The 19840-nt window shown below is 60.8% G+C and carries 14 protein-coding genes and 1 pseudogene; 6 read left to right on the plus strand and 9 right to left on the minus strand.

Annotated features, from left to right (window positions below; translation table 11 throughout):
• Positions 1-1747 precede the first annotated feature (1747 nt).
• The 3 genes from AC5RWA_RS08695 (at position 1748) to AC5RWA_RS08705 (ending at position 6505) form a co-directional block, all read left to right on the plus strand.
• Positions 1748-2167: a hypothetical protein gene (locus tag AC5RWA_RS08695; RefSeq protein WP_494057272.1), complete on the plus strand. Its 420-nt coding sequence runs from the start codon at positions 1748-1750 to the stop codon at positions 2165-2167.
• 273 nt (positions 2168-2440) lie between these two features.
• The gene (locus AC5RWA_RS08700) at positions 2441-2905 is read left to right on the plus strand and encodes a hypothetical protein (protein WP_494057273.1); all 465 of its coding nucleotides are present in this window, start codon (positions 2441-2443) and stop codon (positions 2903-2905) included.
• A gap of 2211 nt (positions 2906-5116) precedes the next feature.
• A complete protein-coding gene (locus tag AC5RWA_RS08705; RefSeq protein ID WP_494057274.1) occupies positions 5117-6505 on the plus strand; it encodes a VWA domain-containing protein in 1389 nt (462 codons plus the stop codon).
• Positions 6506-6729: 224 nt separating this feature from the next.
• Here the strand turns inward: AC5RWA_RS08705 and AC5RWA_RS08710 are convergent.
• Positions 6730-7871, minus strand: a pseudogene (locus tag AC5RWA_RS08710) (IS3 family transposase).
• 195 nt (positions 7872-8066) lie between these two features.
• Here AC5RWA_RS08710 and AC5RWA_RS08715 point away from each other — a divergent pair.
• Positions 8067-8663, plus strand: a complete 597-nt coding sequence (locus tag AC5RWA_RS08715) for a LysE/ArgO family amino acid transporter (protein WP_494057275.1) — start codon at positions 8067-8069, stop codon at positions 8661-8663.
• A 212-nt stretch (positions 8664-8875) separates the two neighbouring features.
• Here AC5RWA_RS08715 and AC5RWA_RS08720 read toward each other — a convergent pair whose 3' ends face one another.
• The 4 genes from AC5RWA_RS08720 to AC5RWA_RS08735 all read right to left on the minus strand — a co-directional run bounded on the left by AC5RWA_RS08720 (position 8876) and on the right by AC5RWA_RS08735 (position 13372).
• Positions 8876-9634, minus strand: coding sequence for a hypothetical protein (locus tag AC5RWA_RS08720; RefSeq protein WP_494057276.1), 759 nt, complete (start codon positions 9632-9634; stop codon positions 8876-8878).
• Between the two features lie 548 nt (positions 9635-10182).
• The gene (locus AC5RWA_RS08725; RefSeq protein WP_494057277.1) at positions 10183-10920 is read right to left on the minus strand and encodes a GAF and ANTAR domain-containing protein; all 738 of its coding nucleotides are present in this window, start codon (positions 10918-10920) and stop codon (positions 10183-10185) included.
• 1056 nt (positions 10921-11976) lie between these two features.
• Positions 11977-12993, minus strand: coding sequence for a zinc metalloprotease (locus AC5RWA_RS08730; protein WP_494057278.1), 1017 nt, complete (start codon positions 12991-12993; stop codon positions 11977-11979).
• A gap of 103 nt (positions 12994-13096) precedes the next feature.
• The gene (locus AC5RWA_RS08735) at positions 13097-13372 is read right to left on the minus strand and encodes a hypothetical protein (RefSeq protein ID WP_494057279.1); all 276 of its coding nucleotides are present in this window, start codon (positions 13370-13372) and stop codon (positions 13097-13099) included.
• A gap of 1544 nt (positions 13373-14916) precedes the next feature.
• Between AC5RWA_RS08735 and AC5RWA_RS08740 the strand changes: the two genes are divergently transcribed.
• A complete protein-coding gene (locus AC5RWA_RS08740; protein ID WP_494057280.1) occupies positions 14917-15327 on the plus strand; it encodes a nuclear transport factor 2 family protein in 411 nt (136 codons plus the stop codon).
• 194 nt (positions 15328-15521) lie between these two features.
• Here AC5RWA_RS08740 and AC5RWA_RS08745 read toward each other — a convergent pair whose 3' ends face one another.
• Both AC5RWA_RS08745 and AC5RWA_RS08750 read right to left on the minus strand, forming a co-directional pair.
• On the minus strand, positions 15522-15890 hold the full coding sequence (locus AC5RWA_RS08745) for a hypothetical protein (protein ID WP_494057281.1): 369 nt from the start codon (positions 15888-15890) through the stop codon (positions 15522-15524).
• Positions 15891-16046: 156 nt separating this feature from the next.
• The gene (locus tag AC5RWA_RS08750) at positions 16047-16601 is read right to left on the minus strand and encodes a GNAT family N-acetyltransferase (RefSeq protein WP_494057282.1); all 555 of its coding nucleotides are present in this window, start codon (positions 16599-16601) and stop codon (positions 16047-16049) included.
• 231 nt (positions 16602-16832) lie between these two features.
• Between AC5RWA_RS08750 and mscL the strand changes: the two genes are divergently transcribed.
• Positions 16833-17306, plus strand: a complete 474-nt coding sequence (mscL, locus tag AC5RWA_RS08755; RefSeq protein ID WP_494057283.1) for a large conductance mechanosensitive channel protein MscL — start codon at positions 16833-16835, stop codon at positions 17304-17306.
• Positions 17307-17318: 12 nt separating this feature from the next.
• Here the strand turns inward: mscL and AC5RWA_RS08760 are convergent, their stop codons facing one another.
• Both AC5RWA_RS08760 and AC5RWA_RS08765 read right to left on the minus strand, forming a co-directional pair.
• Complete coding sequence (locus tag AC5RWA_RS08760; protein WP_494057284.1) at positions 17319-18161, minus strand: alpha/beta fold hydrolase; 843 nt, start codon at positions 18159-18161, stop codon at positions 17319-17321.
• 378 nt (positions 18162-18539) lie between these two features.
• Positions 18540-19601 carry an iron-containing redox enzyme family protein gene (locus tag AC5RWA_RS08765; RefSeq protein WP_494057285.1) on the minus strand — a complete coding sequence of 354 codons (1062 nt, stop codon included), beginning with the start codon at positions 19599-19601 and terminating at the stop codon, positions 18540-18542.
• Positions 19602-19840 lie beyond the last annotated feature (239 nt).

Below are 19840 nucleotides of genomic sequence, written 5' to 3' on the forward strand. Positions count from 1 at the left end.
TCTGTCGCTGGCATCTTGATCGTGGCGGCCGCTGGGGCTACCTACGTGTTCGTCATCCGTCCACGCCAGATTGGGCGCAAGGCAGGGGGTCACCGTGCATAAGCGTGCTTCTGGGGCTGCCCTTGGAGCTGTCCTCGTGGCCGCCCTTAGCCTGGGCGTGGCGGCCGGCCCTGCCCATGCTTCCTGTACAAACACGGTGATCAACGGCACCACTGTCTGTGTACCGAACAGCGATGGGGGTGTTCCCGGCGGTGGGTCGGGCGTGGTTGGCGGCGGCGGATCCACGGTCCCTGGTGGCGCAGGCGGCATTGTGCCCGGGGGAGGCGGAGCGCCAGCGCCCCTACCGCAGGCTCCCGCTCCCGCGGCGCCGTATGTCCCTCCCGTTCAGGCACCGGCACCAGCAGCACCAGTTCCTGCGGTCGTCCCTGCTGCCCCATTCCAGGGCCAGTACGTCGCCCCCCAGAACTACTCCGGTCCTCAAAGCGAAGTGTCCCTTCCCGTACCGGCGGCCCACGACGAGGCGATCCCGGCAGAGGCAGAACCCGTTCGGGCGGTGGTCGAGGCACCAGTAGCGGAAGCGCCTGTCGAAGCAACACCGGTGGCCCCCGATATCCCCAGCACCGCTGCAGTACCCACAGCATCAACCGAACCAAGCCCTGCCTCTGCCCCAACAACGACACCTCTTGAAGGGGAACAGACATCTAACGCCAGCACCTCGGTCGCCGGGTTCATCGCAGGCGCCCTAGCGGTGCTTGTGGCTGCTGCCTCGATCCTGTACTGGCGGAAGAGAAGGCCAAGCCAACACGCATCTGCACCAAAGGCCGGCGAATGAAGCGCTTACAGGTCGGTTCCTGCCGAGCATCCCTGGCACTCATCGTCCTCGCCCCGGCCTTAGCACTGGGTGCTTCTGCCGCATCGGCGACCACATGCCCGGCAGGCCAACACTGGAACTCCTGGGGCGACACGGGCTTTTGCTCTCCGGACGCCAGCGGCGGCGGATCCGGCGGCGACATCATATGCAATGCCTTGGAGGAGCCGCGCTAACTCCGGGATGCTCATGACGACGAACAGGTGTCATCATTCTATTTCGCGAGCTGAACCACCCAACTCGGAGTCGTTTTGCCCAGCCGACGGTCGGTGACGACGCGAAGTTGAGGGGCAGCGACCCACAATGCCAGGTCATCCGGATCTACGCCGGTCACGTCAAGACCGCTAGACGAAACGTTTTGTTGCTCATGATCATTGGACCCGTTCACAGGGGGCGCTCAGGTGCGCCGCTCTGAAGGACCATCAGCGGAATCCGTTTCTATTGCCTTAGGCAACTACCTTACATAATCGCTGTTATCTGGCGCTTTGCGGTGGACGAGGGAGTGCCCGGCAACGGGGCTGCTCTCGTGGCGATTGCCACGACTGCCGGAGTGGGAACTGTTCAGCCGGCGCCACGGTTCGCGGCTGTGATTCCTAAGAATGCAGGGTCAACAGGCGCCTAAGCCCGCCCATTTGGCCTACCGCCCTTTGTCTCCCCTGCTTCCGCGGTCCAGGAGGCGAGGGCAAGACGGATGGTCAGGGACCTAGACCTGAGCAGTTTGGTCATGCCCGAAGAAGTGAAGTCCGCCTTCCCTGACGGGGGCGCCGGAGGTGCCGGGGCAATGGAAGCCTTTGTTGCCGCGTCCAACTACCCCGAACTGCAAAAGGGCAGCCACGTGAACTCAGAGGCTGATTTTGCCCTTTTTGAGAACCTCCGTCCATGCTGACCCCGTCGATGTTCGAGGTGTTGAAGGCGCAGTACCTGGAGCAGGCCTGGACCGGCATCATCCCGAACTTCTCCAACTTCGATGGCGCCGGATTCAAGACGTTGGCCTACGGGGCAGTCCTTCCTGATGACAACGGCACGGTGTGGCAGTGGGAGAACGAGAAGGCCGTCGCCAAGAAGTTTGTTGAATCCAACGGCGTGGAATACGTCGAGGTCAAGATTCCCGTCCGGTTCGCCTTCAACAGCATCAATAAGGGCGTAATGAGCACATACGCTTTTCGTCAGTACTATTTCGTAACGGGTCCCAGCGGCGAGTGGCTGATTGAAGGAATTATGTGGTCGCCGGCTGACCAGCGGTCCTCTACAGACTCGGCGTCACTGCTTACTGCGAAATCTCCGATCGAGGATATGTAGGAACTCACCCATCCAACTGAAAAGGATGATCCTTTTTTCGTATGCGAAGAGCGGGCCTGTAAAGGTCAGTATGAGGGTTCTGCTTGATTTTCGAGTCGGCCCACACCCAGCCACCGACTGCAGATAGGCTTTGCCTAGCGGACGATCGGCGAATATTGGGGGAAGATATGCGCATCGCTATCCGGGCTGGCCTGTGCCTGGCATTCCTGTCCGGAAGCCTGCTGTCCGGCTCGCCTGCCCACGCCGACCAGGTATGCCAGAATGCGCCGAACGGTGCCCAGTATTGCTACGACAACGGCGCCGGCGGTGGCGGCGGAGGTAACGGTCACGCTGGCGGCGGGAACGTTGGTGGGGGAGGAATACCAGGGGTTGTGCCACCCCCACCGCCACCACCAGCCCCTGCGCAGCCGGCCATTCCAGTTCCCGCGCCGCCAGCGACTGGTCCTGCCCAACCGGTTCCAGTCCCGGTTCCCTACGTTCCGCCAGCACAAGCCGTGGCCCCGCCAGCACCGGTCTCCGGACAGGTTCAGCTGCATATCCAGCCTGTTCCCCATGGGACGCAGGCTCAGGCTCCCGGCAGCGACTCTGTGCCGGGACCGGGTGGCAATGTTGATGTGCGGGCTGTTGCCGGGCCTGGGGATGCTCAGCCGCTCGAAGGCGGGGACGCTGCACCCGCTCTGGCTAACGCCGTTCCCGAGGCCAGCGCTGAAGGTGCGATCACGGAACCTGCTGCCGTGATCTCTTCGTCGCCCGGTCCCACGGCCACCGAATTTGGGGGAGCTGGTGCTTTTGATGCAGAGACTGCATCGGCGTCACCGGACGCCCCGGCGTGGTTCATCGTGTTGGTGGCCGGAGTCCTGCTTGCCGGGCTTGCCGCTTATAGTTTCCGGTACCGCCCTCGGAGGCTGGTCCAATGGGCACTGGGGGGACATCGTGCCTAAGGGTCCCTTGTCTGCTCTGGCCGCAACTGCGCTGCTCGCCGCCTCGATAGTGATGAGCGCCAGCCCGGCCTATGCCTGTCCGCCCGGACATGCTGCCACCATAGTTAACAACACCACCATCTGCGTTCCTGACCAGACCGGTGGAGTTGGGGGTGGAGGCTCCGGAACAGTTGGAAATGGCGGAGGCAGCACGGTCCCAGGCCAGGCGGAACCAATCGCTGGCGGGGGAGGAGCCCCGGCAATGCCGCCTGCGCCCCCAGCACCTGCTCCTGCTCCTGCTCCTGCTCCTGCTCCTGCTCATATTCCACCTGCACCAGCTCCTCCTTTGCCCGTTTATGTCCCTCCGGCGCCGGCAGTACCAGCTCAAAGCCAGTACCTCGCCCCGCAGAACAACCAGGTTCAGAGCGTGCCCGAGGCCTTGCCGGCCGGGCCGGTGACCGTTGACCAAGCAGTAGCTGAGCGGGCGGCTGCACCAGCCGAACCTGCCACTTCTGAAAGCCACGGCCCCGCAACCCCCACGGATGCGGCTTGGGCATCTCCAGCGCCCATAGCGGTCCCACCCACTGGTGAGGCCAGCCCGTCAGCTGCATCCGCCGGCAACATAACCGGCGTTGCTGCCGCGGACAGCGAAGCCCACCTGACAGGTGCCGGGTTCATCGCCGGTAGCCTCGGCGTTCTGGCCGCTGTGGCGGCAGTTGTGTACTGGCGCCTGCGACGCAGGAAGACTCAGGATGTCCGGTCAACCACTGGTGCATAAAGATCCGGCAGGATCGGCTTAGGGCGGAGGTGGCTGAAGTGGGGTGGCAACGGCTCGATCAGCGTCACCCCCGGGCTCCAAGACCGGCCAGGGCCATCAAGGTCGGAGGCCGGGGCATGTGGCGCATCAGGTCGGTGATTTACTGTCAAAACAGCAATGTCACCCGGCACATCGACATTTGGGGGGAACATGCCTGACATTGCCGAACAGCATTGAGATGTGATGTTTCCGTTGCGTTCTGGAGGTCCTGGTGGTGGGCGGTCACTTGCTCAAACCGACTATTCGCGGACTTCTTGCGGACTGCAGAGCTGAAAGAGGACCGCACCAGCTGTGTTTGAAGTCAGGGCTTTTTTGGTTCTGAAAGCAACCCCCCGCAATATTGGGGGAAATACGGGGGGGGTTGCCACAGCAAAAGTACTTGTGGCTTCTTTTGTCCAACAACTGTTTCATAAACCTACTGATTTGTTACTTATCGTTTACGTCCCCCAGGTAAGCTGGCGTCTTCGTCGTTGAAGCGTCCGTAAGGGATCTGCAGCGGCGGTGAAGTTCGCTCTGCGTCTTGGGGGGCGGAGCGAACCGTGCCAACAACGTCTCAAGCCAGGGCAGTCCCGTTTGCGGTGCGTGTCGATGATGACCCACTGATTGGGGGCGATGCTGAAGTCGACAGGACTGGGAGACCAGGAGGACTTGTCTCGTTCAGTGGCTGTCGCTTCAGGTCTCCACGACTTACCGGTCGAGGACGGTTAGGTCCACATAGGACCGTGTGAAGGAATTCCGGGTTTCGTGATACCTGCTCCTTTGCTCATGTACCCGGGCATTTCCGGCTGATCCGCGGTGTGGTTTATGTGAGGGATTTGGTTTGCAGGGCTGGTTGCCGTGGCGGACGCTGTCTGTTGATACCTGGCTAGTGAAGGCCGCCCGCGTTCCATCACGACCTCCGCGGCGCTGATCAAGGTCGTTCCTCGAGGTGGAGGTGCGGACCTGGTCTACCGGCAGGAGGGTGCGGGTTTCGGTGCATTTGTGATCACTGCGTGAGGGTGCTGCTCTGGTGAGAGCGGGCTACGAATTAGTGTAATAACTGGATTATCCGCCGCAATATTTAGCCACATCCACCCCTCCTGCACCTTTTGCCTCACACCCATTGCCGTCATCGAAGGAGCAGCCCGAAGCTTTGTGGACAGTCATCGGACTGCCGCTGCACGGTGTGGTGCTGCGGGTAATTAGAAATGGTGGGATGCAATGAAAATGATAATGAGAACGGCGTTGGCCTGTACGGCGGCGCTTATTCCGGCGGGTTTTGTTATCCCTGCCGCGCAGGCTGAGCTATCACCGGCCACCAACACAATTACGATCAATGCCGGTGGCACTGGCACTGAAGAAAAAACTGTGACCGTGCCGCGCCTCCCGGCCAAAGCCGACATTCAAATTGCCATCGACACCACAGGAAGTATGTTTGGTGCGATCAACCAAGCAAAGTCGCAGGCCACCGATTTGGTAAACACCATTCACGCTGCTGTGCCTGATGCCAACTTCTCTGTTGTGGACTTCAAGGACAGTTCGGACGGTGCGCTGGAGTATGTCATTAGGGCGCCGATTACGAACAATGCGGCTGCCGTCCAGGCCGCCATTAATACCATGACGGCCAGCGGGGGTGGTGACTTCCCAGAGGCCCAGAATCTGGTTCTGTCCAGGGCCACAACCGATGACCCTGCTTTGTGGCGGGCGGACAGCCGCAAGTTCGTTGTTCTCATTACTGATGCCCCACCGCATGGTGCTGCTTCCAACGGCTTCCCGTCCTGTGGTGATGTATCGCTGGATCCCCACGGTTTGGCCACCAACACTGTTGTAGCCGGCCTTAAGGCAGCCCAGCGGACCCTTTTTGCTGTCACCGCCAACTCCGGGATGGCTGGTTGTTACAGCGATATCGCCGCTGCAAGCCTGACCGGAAGCGCCCACCAGCCCCTGGGAGGGGACCTGGCCGGTCAAATTCTGGCACTGATCGAAGCTGCTTCTGCGACCGTCAGCGATGTTCATCTTGAAGTTGTTGGACCCAACCCCGATGCTTCGTGGATCAGCTTCAGCCCTGCAGCCGTCGGCCCAGTCAGTACCCCGGCGACCATCCCCTTCACCGTCAACATCGCAGTGCCGGCTGACGCTACTGAGGGCAACCATGTTTTCGACATCGTCGCGCTGGCTGACGGTGGCGACATCGGTCACCAGACGCTGACGATCACGGTGCCGCCCAAGAACGCACCACCTGTCTGCACCGGCGCCACGGGGACCCCGAAGGCCATTTGGCCACCCAACCACAAACTGGTCAACGTCCCTCTTGGCGGCGTCACCGACCCGGACGGGGACGCCGTTGCGCTCACGGTCACCGGTGTAACCCAGGATGAGCCCATCAACGGCCTGGGTGACGGTGACACAGCTCCGGATGCTGTCATCAGTGCTGATAAGTCCACCGTGCAGGTCCGGGCCGAGCGCAGCGGAACTGGCGACGGCAGGGTCTACACCATAGCCTTCACCGCTACCGACAGCAAGGGTGCAACCTGCTCGGGAACAGTAAAAGTAGGTGTACCGCACGATCAGCGCGGACCCGCTGCCGTTGATTCCGGACAGGCATACAACTCCCTGGGCTAAATACGGCTGAGGCTGCATTCACGGCCTGCTTTTGACCCAATAAAAGCAGGACCGGTGCCGCTGAAGAATAAACGGATGGGAGGTGACGGATCCACCCGTCACCTCCCACTACGTGCCGCACGGGCACAAGGTCACCCGCGTCAGCGCCCACGGCAGGGACATAAAGTTCGAAACGTCCCGATCCCCGCAGTTGGGACTGCCCCGGCTTTTGTTGACTCGGGGTCTTAGGCCGCTGTGAGCGCGGTCCGGTTGATTGTTTCATATTCGATGGGCGTGAGTTTGCCCAGCCGTCTTTGCCGTCGCCGGCGGTGGTAGGTCCGCTCGATCCAGGTCGTGATGGCCAGCCTGAGGTCCTTCCGGGTGAGCCACCGCTGACGGTCCAGGACGTTCTTTTGCAGCAGCGAGAAGAACGATTCCATCGCGGCGTTATCGGCGCACGCACCAACCCTGCCCATCGACCCGGTGAGCCCGTGGTGCCGGAGTGATTCGACGAAGCGACGAGAGCGGAACTGGGACCCTCGATCCGAGTGAACCACTGTCCCCGCCGGGCGTCGCGCCCGCACCGCGTTCTCCAAGGCGGCGACGGCAAGCGAGGACTTCATCCGCGAGTCCATCGAGTAGCCTACGATCCTTCCGGAGTAGACGTCCTTCACTGCGCAGATGTAGAGCTTCCCCTCGGCAGTGGGGTGTTCGGTGATGTCCGTCAGCCATAGCTCATTCGGTGCGGCGGCGGTGAAGTCCCGCTCGACCAGGTCGTCGTGAACCGGTGGCCCCGGCTTCCGGTTCAGGCCCCGTTTCTTCGAGAACACCGACCAGATGCCGTGGTCCCTGCATAAGCGCTGGACCCTGTTCTCACCCGCCGCGATGCCCATCCCCGGGAGCTCATCGGCGATGAACCGGTACCCGAAGGCCGGGTCATCCGCGTGGATGTCCAGGGCGGCGTTGACCAGGTGCGCATCGATCCAATCGCGTTCCGTCACCGGACCGGCTCTCCACCGGTAATAGCCTTGCTTGCTGAATCCCAACACCCTGCAGGTCACCGCCACGGGAACACCATCGGCGGCAAGATCCGTGACCAGCGGGTAAATCTTGGGTTGATGTCCCTGGCCAGATAGGCAGCAGCCCGGCGCAGAATCTCATTCTCCTGCTCCAACAGCCGGTTCCGCTTCTTCAGCTCCCGCAGCTCGGCCGACTCCGTCGCCGCCGGGCCGGCACCGGATTCCTTACGGTCCGCGATGGCAATCCAGCGCTTCAACGTCGTGACCGAAAGCCCGAAATCCTTCGCAATCTGCGCCAGCGGCGCCTCGCCCCTGCGGGCCACATCAATAACATCCTGGCGGAACTCCGCCCCATAAGGCGTGGGCATGGTCAACATCCTTCCACGAGCACAAGCTCGCTAGGTCAAGGAGTCAACAAAACCGGGGGCAGTCCCGTTCCCGGCCAGGCATAGACCTTGAGAAAGTGGTGTCGCTAGCAGTAACGCCACGGTGACGGTGGCTGGACTAGGTTGTTCCGGCGTTGTTTTCGACGCCAAGCTCTGATGCGGAAACGGTCAAGACAAATGTGGAGTATTTGGAGTGCCGGCTTGCTGACCGGCCTGGCGCTGATTCTCGCCATTGGAGTACAAAACGCCTTCGTGCTGCGCCAAGGCCTCCGCCAAGAGCACGTCGGCACCGTGGTCCTGCTCTGCATTGCCAGCGACGCCATACTGATTTTTAGTGGCACCTTCGGAATCGGCTTGTTGACCTCTAATGTTCCTGCAGCCCTGGTGATGCTGAAGTGGTGCGGAGTTGCCTATCTTTTGTGGTGGGCGGCCCGGTCCTTCGCAGCGGCACTGAAAGCGGCATCGTTGACAGCTGTGGCTCCCCGATCCCGCGGACCAATAATCGCCACGACCCTCGCCGTGACGTACCTGAACCCGCACGCGTATCTTGACACCGTGGTGGTCCTGGGCGGCCTGGCGAACCAGCACGGCCCTGATGACCGTTGGGTCTTCGCGGCCGGGGCGGTGGCAGGAAGCGTCGTGTGGTTTTGCGCTCTGGGGTACGGCGCCCGGGCCCTGGCCGGGCTGCTTAGCAACACCAGTACCTGGCGGGCAGTCGACGTGGCCACTGGGCTGGTGATGACCGCCTTCGCCATCAACCTGAGCCTAAACTAATCGGGAAAGTCATAATGCCCCGGAGGCCGGCCTTGAAAGCGACCCACTGCGGCAAGGGACGTGCCGGCACCCAACAGGATCCAGCCCCGGATCCGGCATCGTAGCCGCGGGCGGCGGCGCTGCATATTTCGGTGCTCGAGACGCAGGCGAGGAGCACCTCAGCTGCAGCTGGGGTGCTCCTCGAGTTTATGCGCTTGTTGGCTACCTTATTACTAGCTGCCGGCCGGCTGGTTCTTGCTCTTGGTCGCAACGTAGCTGACGCAGTCACCTTGGTTCTTGAATCCAAGCGCCGGATAGTTTTTCCATCCGCCGTTCTTGCACTGATCGGTGGTGGTGGGAGCTGCTGGCGGCGGTGGCGGACCCGGCGTGAACGTCTGCGAAACGAACCACTCCGTGAAGGCGTTTCCGGAACCGATCGTTCCGCAGGTGTTGGTGTCCGGGCAGAGGTTGAACTGCGTCGTATTGGACTGCCCTTGATCAGTGGCGGTCCCAGAAGGTGTAGTGATCTGAGCTGTGTAATTCAGATCAGCCACGATCTGCCCTCCGACTTGGTTGCAGAACGCTACCGCGGTCGAGGCGTCCGGTTGCAGGGTCTTGGTACCCGTTACGGTGCCATTGACGCTGGTGATGGTGAAGGTAGCCTCGAACGATGTAACCGTCCCGAAGGGGGCTTGCGGGCCGAAAACCACAGTGCCTGTCTCGGTGAATGTTCCCGGATAGGGGCCGGTTGCCACGCCTGTGGCCGTGAATGTCACGGTCGATGTGCCGGTTGGATTACAGTCGTACGTGCTGACCGGTACCCCGTTGGGCAAGCCGGCCCCTGGCTGTACGAGCATCTCGCCCGTGAGGCTTTGCACCGTGGTTTCTGCTTGTGCCGGTCCCGCGCCCGGAAGCCAGGAAAGCACCGCGATTACCGCGGAGAGGGCCGATAACTTACGCAAACGTCGGCCGGAATGGGCTTCATTGCTCATTGCTGATCGTTTAAACACAATCCACTCTTTCTAGCTAGAAGTGGAGCGGCACGTGCCACGACATGGCTCGTTTCCCCTGCCGCTGTCGATTCCTCACCGTAGCAATGGGTCTTTCTGCCGTCACGAGTAATTCTTACTCACTTCAGGGACGGGTACGTACCTGTGGAGCGAGGGTCAGCACTTATATCAACCAGTTTGCAGCTCAGGGTAAAATGGGGGCCTCATAGGGGTAGATAGCCGCGCCGCTGGTTTGCCCCCTTCGACCAGGTGAACACCGCTTCCAATTAGTTGACTCTTTGGGACCGGATCACATAGCGCGGCAAAGCAGCACCAGGGACACAGACCAGATAACGATTATGGGCTTTTCTGCAGGTTCGTCCCGCCAATAACGACCATTCGCAGTTCTTTGACTGCTTAAAGTCTGTTCCGGACAGGTCAATAGCGACTGTTTCTACAGGCCTCGGGCACGCCTCCGAAAAAGTTGTGAAGCTCAGCGGTAAATGGCGACCCCGCCGACGATTAGTCTGCTGTGCTTCCGTCGGGCTTCGCTACCCGTCGAAGTGAGTCTGGATACTGCCGCCACGGGAGAGCTGTTCGATAAGTTCGGTGGCTACGTCGCGAAGCTTGCGGTTGCGGTTGCTGGAGACCTTGGTTAGGACCTCCATCGCTTCCGCTTGCGAGCACCTGGTCTGCGCTATGATCACTCCGCATGCCAGGTTGATAGCCGTTCGGCTTTGCATGGCTGCGTCCAAGTCCTCAGCCCGGCTCACCGCGGCGCCGATACGGACTGAGAGTTGCAGCGTGTTTCGCGCCGCATCGGCAAAGCCCAGAGCCTTGTCATAGACATTCGGGGTAAACGCTGCGGGCTTGGACGCGAAAAAGTTAAGAGCCGCACTGGCGTCGCCGCTGATTCTCAAAGGTACTCCCAGTGAGCTGTAGACGCCCTTCTGCGCGAATTTCTGGTTCAATGCCGGGAACCGGAGATCCGATGAGACGTCATCGACGACTACCGGGGACATGTCCCGAAGCGCCCTGATGCAGGGGCCGTCACCAATAGCCTGCTCCAGCTGGTCCAGCTCCATGGCGCGTCTGCTGCTGCCTGCGGCAGTTGTAGGTCTGCGTCTGACTTTGACTGTGACTGCACACTCAATCTCCTGCTTAGCAGCTTCGGAAACCGCCGCCGCAGCGAGCCCGGAAAGCCCGGAAAGGAACTCAACGGCATTCTCCGCGCTCACCAAAATTGACTGGAGCTGGGCTACGGGTTCGTTTTCTGGCTGACTGGACATTGCCTTATCTTAGTTCCCGCACCAAAGGGTGCCCGCGCCCTCACTCACGCAAATGCTGCGTCTCGGAAACAGAAGCCTTTCAAGCCCGTTGAGGCTCCGGACGAGTGGGCGAGCCTGCCGAGGTTTTGGATGTTCGCAAACACAGCTCATCGAGTGAAGCTGGTGAATCAATATGACCGCTTTTTTGGGATCCTCTTGGGTGTGATAGGGGAGCGGCGGACTGAGGCGAGGTTCTCAACCTGCTCGTATGCCGACTCGGTACCGGTCCATAACGCCCGTTTTCGCTGCGAATGAGCTGCACAGTGAGGTATCGACGCCAACAAGAGCCTTTGCCTAGAATGAATGCCCCCGGTAGCTTTCTCAGGGTGGCTGCGCAAGAGCCAAAACTGACCGGTGAAAATGCTGCACAGAGTGTGGTCCGCATTGGTGATGACGCTGTGCGGAAACCGTGGCTGGAAAACTCATGTGTGCTAGTCAAAGTTACCTCGGTGTTATAGAGCCGAGGGTAGCCGGCAATCGGCAAATGGGGGATTGGACCATTGCCCCGTTTAGGCGGTCAGAGGATAATTAATTTAGCTTGCTGCGCTGGGACGTGGGCTCAATAACCGATTAACAACACTAGGAATTCCGATGCGTATCATCCGCGCACTGACCCGCAAGTTCCTACTCGAAACCCCTGTCAAACACGATGCCCGTCGGCTCACCAGGGCATACAGCGCCCGGTGGAGTGACGCCGCCATCAAGCATGATGTTCGGCGTCTCACCCGTGTCGGTGGCCGCAAATGGGGGATCTGAGTAAAACCCCGCGCGTATCATCTGCGCACTGACCGGTAATCTCTTGCTGACACCTTGGGGCCCAACACCCGGGCCACCAGGGTGACCGGCCAGCCCGTCTCGGTGGCAGGGTGTGCAGTTTTCCCGCTGATACTGCCGAGTGCATTTACGTTGTGTCGTGCTCACAAGAAAACCTGCCCGCGGAATCCCGGGGTCCCGCTACTTCAGGTGTCCACCAACAGAGGTTGACCCCGCTCGGAATGAATTGTATACAAGCTTGAGTTAGGCGCTTCTCGCTTGAGCCTTCCTGCGTTGTTTATTTATTAGATGTCCGAGTGGTTGGATGATGATGCCGGCCAGTGGCAGCAGGAGGAAGATTGCCAGGAGGCGGCCGATCCAGTCCGAAGCCCACAACGCGGTAATGATGCCGAGGAATAGCTCTGTCCATACAAGAACTGCTGCGGCCAGCAGTCCTAGGCCAAACAGCGCAGCCACGATCACGTATAGGCCCAGGAGCCAGCGGCGCAGCCTCGAAGTCTTTGCCGTGCTGAGGACGTCGCGCGCGTACCGGTAGATGTCAGGTACGTCCAAAAGGTCGGCGAGCAACCAGTAGCCATCAAGCTTTAACAGAGGTGTGGAGTTGATCAGCACGCCGATGATGGCCAGGGCGGCTGCCTGCAGGGCCAGTTCCCGAGCTGTTCCTGCTGGCATCATCCAGCTGGCAATTACACATAATCCCGCGAGGGCGGCTTCAACGATGACTCCCGCCGCAGCCTGCCATATGCGTGCCTTCCTGGGTAGCATCATCACGGCCGAGGCGTCGACGTAGAAGGATAAATCGCCCCAGTAGAAGCCTGCCCCAACCCGCCCGATTGTTCCTCCGTAGTGCTTTAGGACCAGCGCATGAGCGAGTTCATGGATGAATCCGAGCAGGAAGGACGTTCCTAACAGGGCGAGTGCGGTCAGGATGGGTGAAGCAATCAGTCGGGCATCCCAGTCCAGCAGGCCGAGGACTGGGGACAGTATGCCCAGCAGCCCCATTGCGAGGATGAGTGTTGTTCCGAGCGGCGTGATCAAGGGGCGGAGGGCTGGATAGATTGCACCCACGAGGCGGTCAGCGCCGACGATTTCCACTCCCTGCCGGGTGATCGTCACTTTTTCCGGCACATGCGGGGGAGAGTCGTCCAGATAGCCCGTGGATCGTAGGTCTTCGACGAAGGGGGCGACTTCGATCCCAAATTCGTTTGTTAGTTCCTCAAGTGTGCGGGTGCCGTCCAGTGCTTCCAGCCAGGGAAGCACCCGGGGTGCTATCTCGCAGTAATCGCGTCCACCCGGGGCGGCAAGCACTATCCCGCGGTGGGTCTTCCGCATCTGCACCCCGGACGCTAGCCGGGGGCTCCGGCTAGGTGGCATGTGGCGGGCTCTCAGCTGTGGATTCTGCGCTTTTCTTGTCGGGTATGGCAGCAGTTGCGCGCAGTTCGGCAACTTCCCGTTCCAGCGCCACTACTCTTCGCTGTAGCGCCTGGATGCATGCTAGTGCCACGCCGTTGGCGTCGACCATGTCGATGCGCCGGTCAGAGGAACCCAGACCGAACGCACGGGCGAAGTCCTGGGCCATTGGACCTAAATGACGCACCGAAGAATGGTCGAACCCGTAGGTCCACACGCTGATGGGCAACTCGGCAGCTCTTTGCAGGATGTCGTTGGCGCTGGTGGGCTCTTCGCTGCACAGGCGAGCGTTCCCCCGTTTGTGCCGCACAAGCGAAAAAAGGGCCTGGAGGGGATGTCCTATCACCGCTCTGGCGCGGGCGCGTGACCGAGTCGTGTCCGTTGCTATCCACTCATCAGAGGACGCTTTATCGGCTAGGATTTTCTTCGCCCAAAGCATAGCGACGCCGCCCACCAATGCCAGCTTGATACTTGCTGCCCTAAACGTAATCGCGGGCTGCCGGGCATCGCACGGGTCGACGCCTAGCAACCCGGGGCCCGCTGACTACCTGACGAAGTTGCGCCGCCTGGTCAGACGCCGAACATCATGCTTGATGGTGGCATCACTCCACCGACTGCTGTAGGCCCTGGTGAGACGCCGAACATCATGCTTGGCTGGGGCTCCGTTGAGGAATTTACGGGTCAGGGCTCGAATGAGACGCATGGTGATTCCCTAAATTGATTGGCTGATTGTAGTAGGCCAGCGTCCCAGCGAAGCGAGCTAATCTCAGTATCCTCGGGCCCTGGAGAAAGGGTCAATGACCAAAACCCCCTATCTCAGTGGCCACTTGCGGGGACGTTCCAGTCCCGGCGTGGCAGGGTCTATCGGAAGGGCGGAAACTGCCACAATGCGGCCCCTAGCGACGGTACCGGCAGCGCCTACAGACGAGGGCCCACACCGCTCTGCTGCTTGTTGCCCTTCTGTTCCACCACCTGCAGATGCCTTCTTCGCAGCTGGCACAACATGTGACATCGGGAATAGCCAAAAACGACCGTTTCTGACATACCTCCCGCCAGCCTCCGAAATTGATGGCTGTAACTTTCGGCGATAAATGGCGGCTTTTTCATGGCGCTATTTGGCACCTGCTGCCCGCATGGGGCTCTCCCCATATGCACGCTGCATAGATTCGCCCTCTAAGTGCCGCTTATGCGTAGATTCCGGGATGAACGTCAGAGCGGTCGGCTACGCGGGAATCATCGACCAAAGCCGAGACGCATTCTTTGCTACCAGTGACGTAGACAGAATCAGGGTAATGATCATTTCCAACGCACCAGGTTTGGTCGGCCGACCACCACCGGACACTGCGCCTGAAGAAGAATGTTCATCGAACGCAGCTGTTGCAGCCTCGATGGGCCCTTCGCGGAAGTACATGACCCACTCGGGACGAAGGATGACCACAGGGGCTCCGCGAGCTCCTCCCTGATGTCGGAGAAGCCTGCCCAGACGGCGAAGAAACATTTGTCCGGCGTGGTCATGTGCCGGCTAAGAACGGCTGTCAGGGCAGATGCAACAGCTTTTGAGGGTGACAACGACGGCCGTGCCTGGACCGACATCTTGATCTACTGACGTTAGCTGTTCCCGTGACGGCCTTATGGGACCATGGACGCGGCGGGCAGCAGCGCCCATAGTTTAAGTGTGGAGACTCCCGATCCGGACCCGAAGGTCTTGCGGCAGCGCGCGGCCAGTAACTTGTTGCGCGCGGCGGATGACGGCACTGAGGGCGGGAGGAACCCATGAGTGAAGTCGTCGACGGGCTAATAACGGCTCTGAATGCCCAAGACCTCGAAGCGGCAGCGGCGCTCATGCACGAGGACTACCACAGCGAACACCCCGCCCACCCCGGCAGAGCCTTTGTTGGCCGTGCGCAGATGCACGCGAATTGGAAAGCCATTCTGGAGGGCATCCCTGATTTTCACGCTGAACTGGTCCGCTCCGTCGACGACGGTGACACTACCTGGAGTGAGTGGTCCTGGTCCGGGCACCGGGTTGAGGGCGAGGGTGTCCAGGTCCGCGGGGTGACACTTTTCAAAGTCAGGGACGGCAAAATTGCTTCGGGCCGTCTGTACATGGAGGACGTGGAGCGTTCCAGCAGTATCGAGGAGGACGTAGAGAGCATGTCGGGACAGCGCCCGGACGATCTCTAGTCACGCGACGGTGCCGGGCATTGCCCGGGTAAAGACCATGCTAGGTATCTGGCTTCGCCTTTCTGGGTTGCCTACACGGCGGTGGAAAGTAGCCAAAACAACTCCACCTCGAAGCGCTGACACCCGCGAAGACGGGGGTGTCAGCGTTTCGAGCAGACCTGGCTTCGGTTTAACGACTTGGTCGCTTCCGGTTATCAGTTAAAAAAATGGTCGCAGTTAGTCGGTGCAAGAACACCTTCTTTGGGACCTCCGCCCGCAGAAACACCATTCTGCGATTGCTTCACGATATTGTTAATACAATTTTCGACTGCATTTTGCTGTCCGGGGGCATTTGCAGAATTGCCTGAGCCGTTGCTGAAGGCCTGGGCTGGCCCTCCGGTTCCAAGCGCAAGCGCTGTTGCAACAAATGCAGTTGCCGTGATCCGTCGAAATGACATGATTTTCCTCCATTTGGGCTGAACTAGTTCGTTTTTATCCAGTAAATCCGCGGAATCCCAGCTCTTAGCGGTGCGCGTGCCGTCAGTGGCAGGCGACACGGAGGCCTTCAAAACAATACCTCCCACCCGGGAACTTTATCTTCGGTGCGGCGCGTCCTGAAATAGCGCGGCGTTAAATAGGGGAGGCCAGAGGGGGAAATCGGTATTGGTGGCCTTGGCCGGGTTACGGATAGGAGTCACCCGTCTCGCTTAGAAGGTAGAGGGATATCCGACGACTACGGATTACGTACCCGGCGGGACACGTGAGAGCGGAGGTATCCCCTGTGCAGGCACCTGGAGGGGGGCGCGGTCTCGATTGGCGAAAGTCGCGGGACAGGAAAAGGGCCATAGCGGGGGTGTTGAGCTGTTCACGGTCACAGCAAGGGTCTTGTGACCGGTTTCATACAGTGCCTGCATGGCGTGGTTGAGGAGTGCCTTGGCCAGGCCCTGTCTGCGATGTGCAGGGTGGGTGAACAGTTCTGCAATAAAAGCAGTTTCAGGCTTGTCGCGTCGGAAGGCCCGCTCGGTCGTGACGATGGCGGCGGTGATCCGACCTTCGGCGTCAAGGGTCACCAGGCACCCCTGGGGGACGGGGGTGCCCAAAACACCGTCCAGGACGGCGTTGATACGTGCTGTGGCCTTTGCTGCCTCCAGGCCTAAGGCCTCCCCGGCAAAGGCAACCCTATAGAGGTCAGCGAGTTCCGGAAGGTCAGGGGCAGATATGGCACGGGGAGCGCGGACAAATGGATCGAGGACCTGGGGTTCAAGGAGCGCTGCCAATGAGATGAGAGAGTCCATGACCTGAGCTGCCTTCCACTGATGCCGGGGACGAGAGCCTCCAGGCACAAGTGTCGGTCATCTCAAAGCTGTGGGGAAGGAGCCGCTACTCCAGCGCAACGAACGGGAGGGCGCGGGAAGCGCGAGCACGTAGCCTCCTGAACCTCTGCCCTCCAGGGCTCCGGGGCCTGGCCCAGCGCCCGGAGGCGGCGAACACTCGGATTCCGCGGCCATCGGGTTTAGCATCGTGCCATGTCGAATTCGTGGAAAGAATTCGAAGCCTTTGCCATGGGCGGCAACATGTTTGATCTTGCCCTGGGCTTCATCATCGGCACGGCCTTCGCCGCACTCGTGGACAGCCTCGCCAACGACATCCTGCTGCAGTTCGTCGCGGCCATTTTCGGGGCGCCGGACTTCAGTCAAATGAGCTTCACGGTGAACGACGCCGAAATCAGATACGGCAGCTTCATCACCGTGCTGATCCGGTTCCTGCTGCTGGCCCTGGTGCTGTTCGGGATCGTCAAGCTCCTGAAGCGCTTTGGCATGGGCAACTTCCGTGCCCAGGGCCAACAGGAATGCCCCTACTGCAAGGAATTTGTGGCCATCGACGCCATCAAATGCAAATACTGCACCGCCGACATCGACCCGGGGCAACTGGAGGAAGAAGACATCGAACTGCTGAAGAAACGTGAAGGCTGGCAAAACCCCAACGACGGCATCGCCTAACCCGCCCACTGATCAGCCCCCGACACCTCCAGCCGTGCCGGTAGCAAGGTAGCGCAGAATCGCCCGGGCCGTTTCCTCCGGAGCGCTGACGTGAGGGCAATGCCCGGTGGCCTGAAGCTGCATCAGGGTGCTGTGTTCCAGGTTCTGGTGCAGGTAGGCGCCCACTTCCGGCGGGGCAAGCCGGTCGTTGGAGCACTGCATTATCAGGCAGTTGGTGTGCACCTTTTTCAGTTCAGGGCGGGTGTCGGAAAAGAACGTTACCCCGGCGAAGTGCCGTGCGATGGACGGATCTGTCCGGCAGAAGCTGACACGCAGGTCCTCCGCTAATTCCGGCTCCTGCGGGTTGCCCATAACCAAGGGCGCCACGGCCGCGGCCCAAGCGAAAAAATTGCTGTCCAGAGCTGCCAGCAGGCCCTCGATGTCTTCCCGCGAGAACCCGCCCACGTAGTCGTCGTACGGGTCATCGGTATGACGGGGTGAAGGAGCAAGCAGGATCAGGTGGGAGAAGCGGTTGGGGTCCTGCACGGCGGCGATCACGGCGATCATCGTGCTGACGCTGTGGCCCACCAGGATGACGTCCTCAAGTTCAAGGGCGGCGCAGATCTCCAGCAGGTCCGAAGCGTACCCGTCCAGGGATCCGTACTTCTCCCAGTCATAGGCGCTGACGTCGGAGTGTCCTGCACCGACATGATCAAAAAGCACCAGCCGGTAATCATCAATGAAATAGGGCAGCAGCTTCCGCCACATCTCCTGATCGCAACCAAAACCGTGGGCAAACATCATCACAGGCCCATCACCCCGGCCTGTTATGGTGACATTGTTCCGGCGGATGATCGCAGCGGCTGCTTCAATCACGTTCTCACTGACCCTCGTCTAGGGTGGCTTCCAGTCCCAGACTATAGAGAATCCTGTAGGGATCCTCCCACTATGACCTTCAAGGCGCCGTCGAGCTAGCAACCCCGATGCGAGTAGGGCCGCAGGACGCGCCTACAGTTCGTTGATGGTACGAGTAGCGGAACTCCGACCAAGAGCGGTAGGCCGGAGTTCCGTGTCCAAAAGCTACACCCCACCGTTGTAGTTCGCCAGGGACGCCACCGACAGCTCAAGCAGGCCAACGAAGCAAAGGGCTAACAAGGGGGTGTCCGCCCCGTCCAGCAGGCCAAGCCAAAGAGCTGATGCATTGTGATTCCGTCAAGGATGTACTGGGGCAGGCTGCCTGGTGGCGGGGACTGCTCATGCTCCTGCCGGCGCTGCCGCCCTCAGCGAGGTCTCGCCGTTTTCCCAGCAGGCCAAGAGGTGTGTAGAAAGCCTGCCATCTATCGCCATTACTGCCGTCGCCCCGAACAGGACATCCCCAAGCAGTTCTGGTTCGGCCTCCACGAGTCCTCCTGCGAGGTCGCGGCCGGCGATCTGCTCGTGAACCGCGTCAGCCTCGACGTGCTCGTCGAAGTAGTGGGTGACCTCGGTATCGAAGCCGTGCCGCCGGAAGCCGTTGCCGTACAGGCGGTTGGGCTGGGAGGAGGTCATTTCGTAGATGGCCAGGTGTCCAGTTATGGCGCCGCGAAGCCGGCGGTTCAGCCCAAAGAGAGACATCATGTTCACTGCCGCGAGGGAAATAGCGGGTACTGCGTTGATGTAGGCGCCGTAGTGGTCGTTCATTCCCAGTCCCCGCATGGTGCGGGCGAAGAGCGCGCTGTGCATGCGTTCGGGGCGTCCTCCGCCGTACTCGTCGGCCTGGATCTCCACGAGCGCAGCCTTGGGCCTGCCGGCGAGCCGGGGGATGGCCCAGGTGTGCGGGTCCGCTTCCTTGAGCTGGTAGACGGATTTGTGGACCAGGAACTCCTTGAGCTGGTCCAGGCTGGCTTTCTTGGCAACATACCGGGACACGCTGGGTCCGGTGTCGGTGGCGGCAAGGCCGAACAGGACATCGGCGACGCCGTCGCTGTTCATGTCCGCTGCCGGCGGCAGGTCCAGCTCCCCGGCTGCCGCCTGGGCAGCGGCCCGCAGTGCTTTCTCGAAGGGCCTTTCGATCAGGCGGCGGACCTGGATGAGGCTCGGCTCCCATTCCCACTCGTCGCTAACGCCTTCAAGGCCGGAGTAGTGAAGCTCGTACAGGCAGAAGAGTGCGAGCTGAACCTCGTCGTCCCCGATGATGTCGGTGGTAGCACCAAGTTGAGCGGTGACGAACCGGCGTAGCGTCTCGACGGCGGCGGTGGCATCGTTGGTTCCAGCCGTAGTTGCCAGGGCCGCAAAAAGGGCTGTGCTGACGGGACCTCTGGGTTGGGGAATCTTCATGATGCTCCTTTATGCGGCAGCGTGCTGCGCCGTCGACGGTGACGGCTTCCATTATGGCTGGCGTTCAGCTCCCTTTGGGCGGGGCATACTAGCGTCGGCGATTGCAACACGAGGTCGTAGGCGCAAGGCGGAGTGCGCACAGGCGCCGTTGAGCGGCGGGGGGAAGGTTCACTTCACTAGCTTGTAGCATCCCTGGGGCAACGCAATACCCTAATGGTGGCCGGCATCTGCTGGTTGCT

It is taken from the genome of Arthrobacter sp. 210 2, assembly GCF_059093025.1.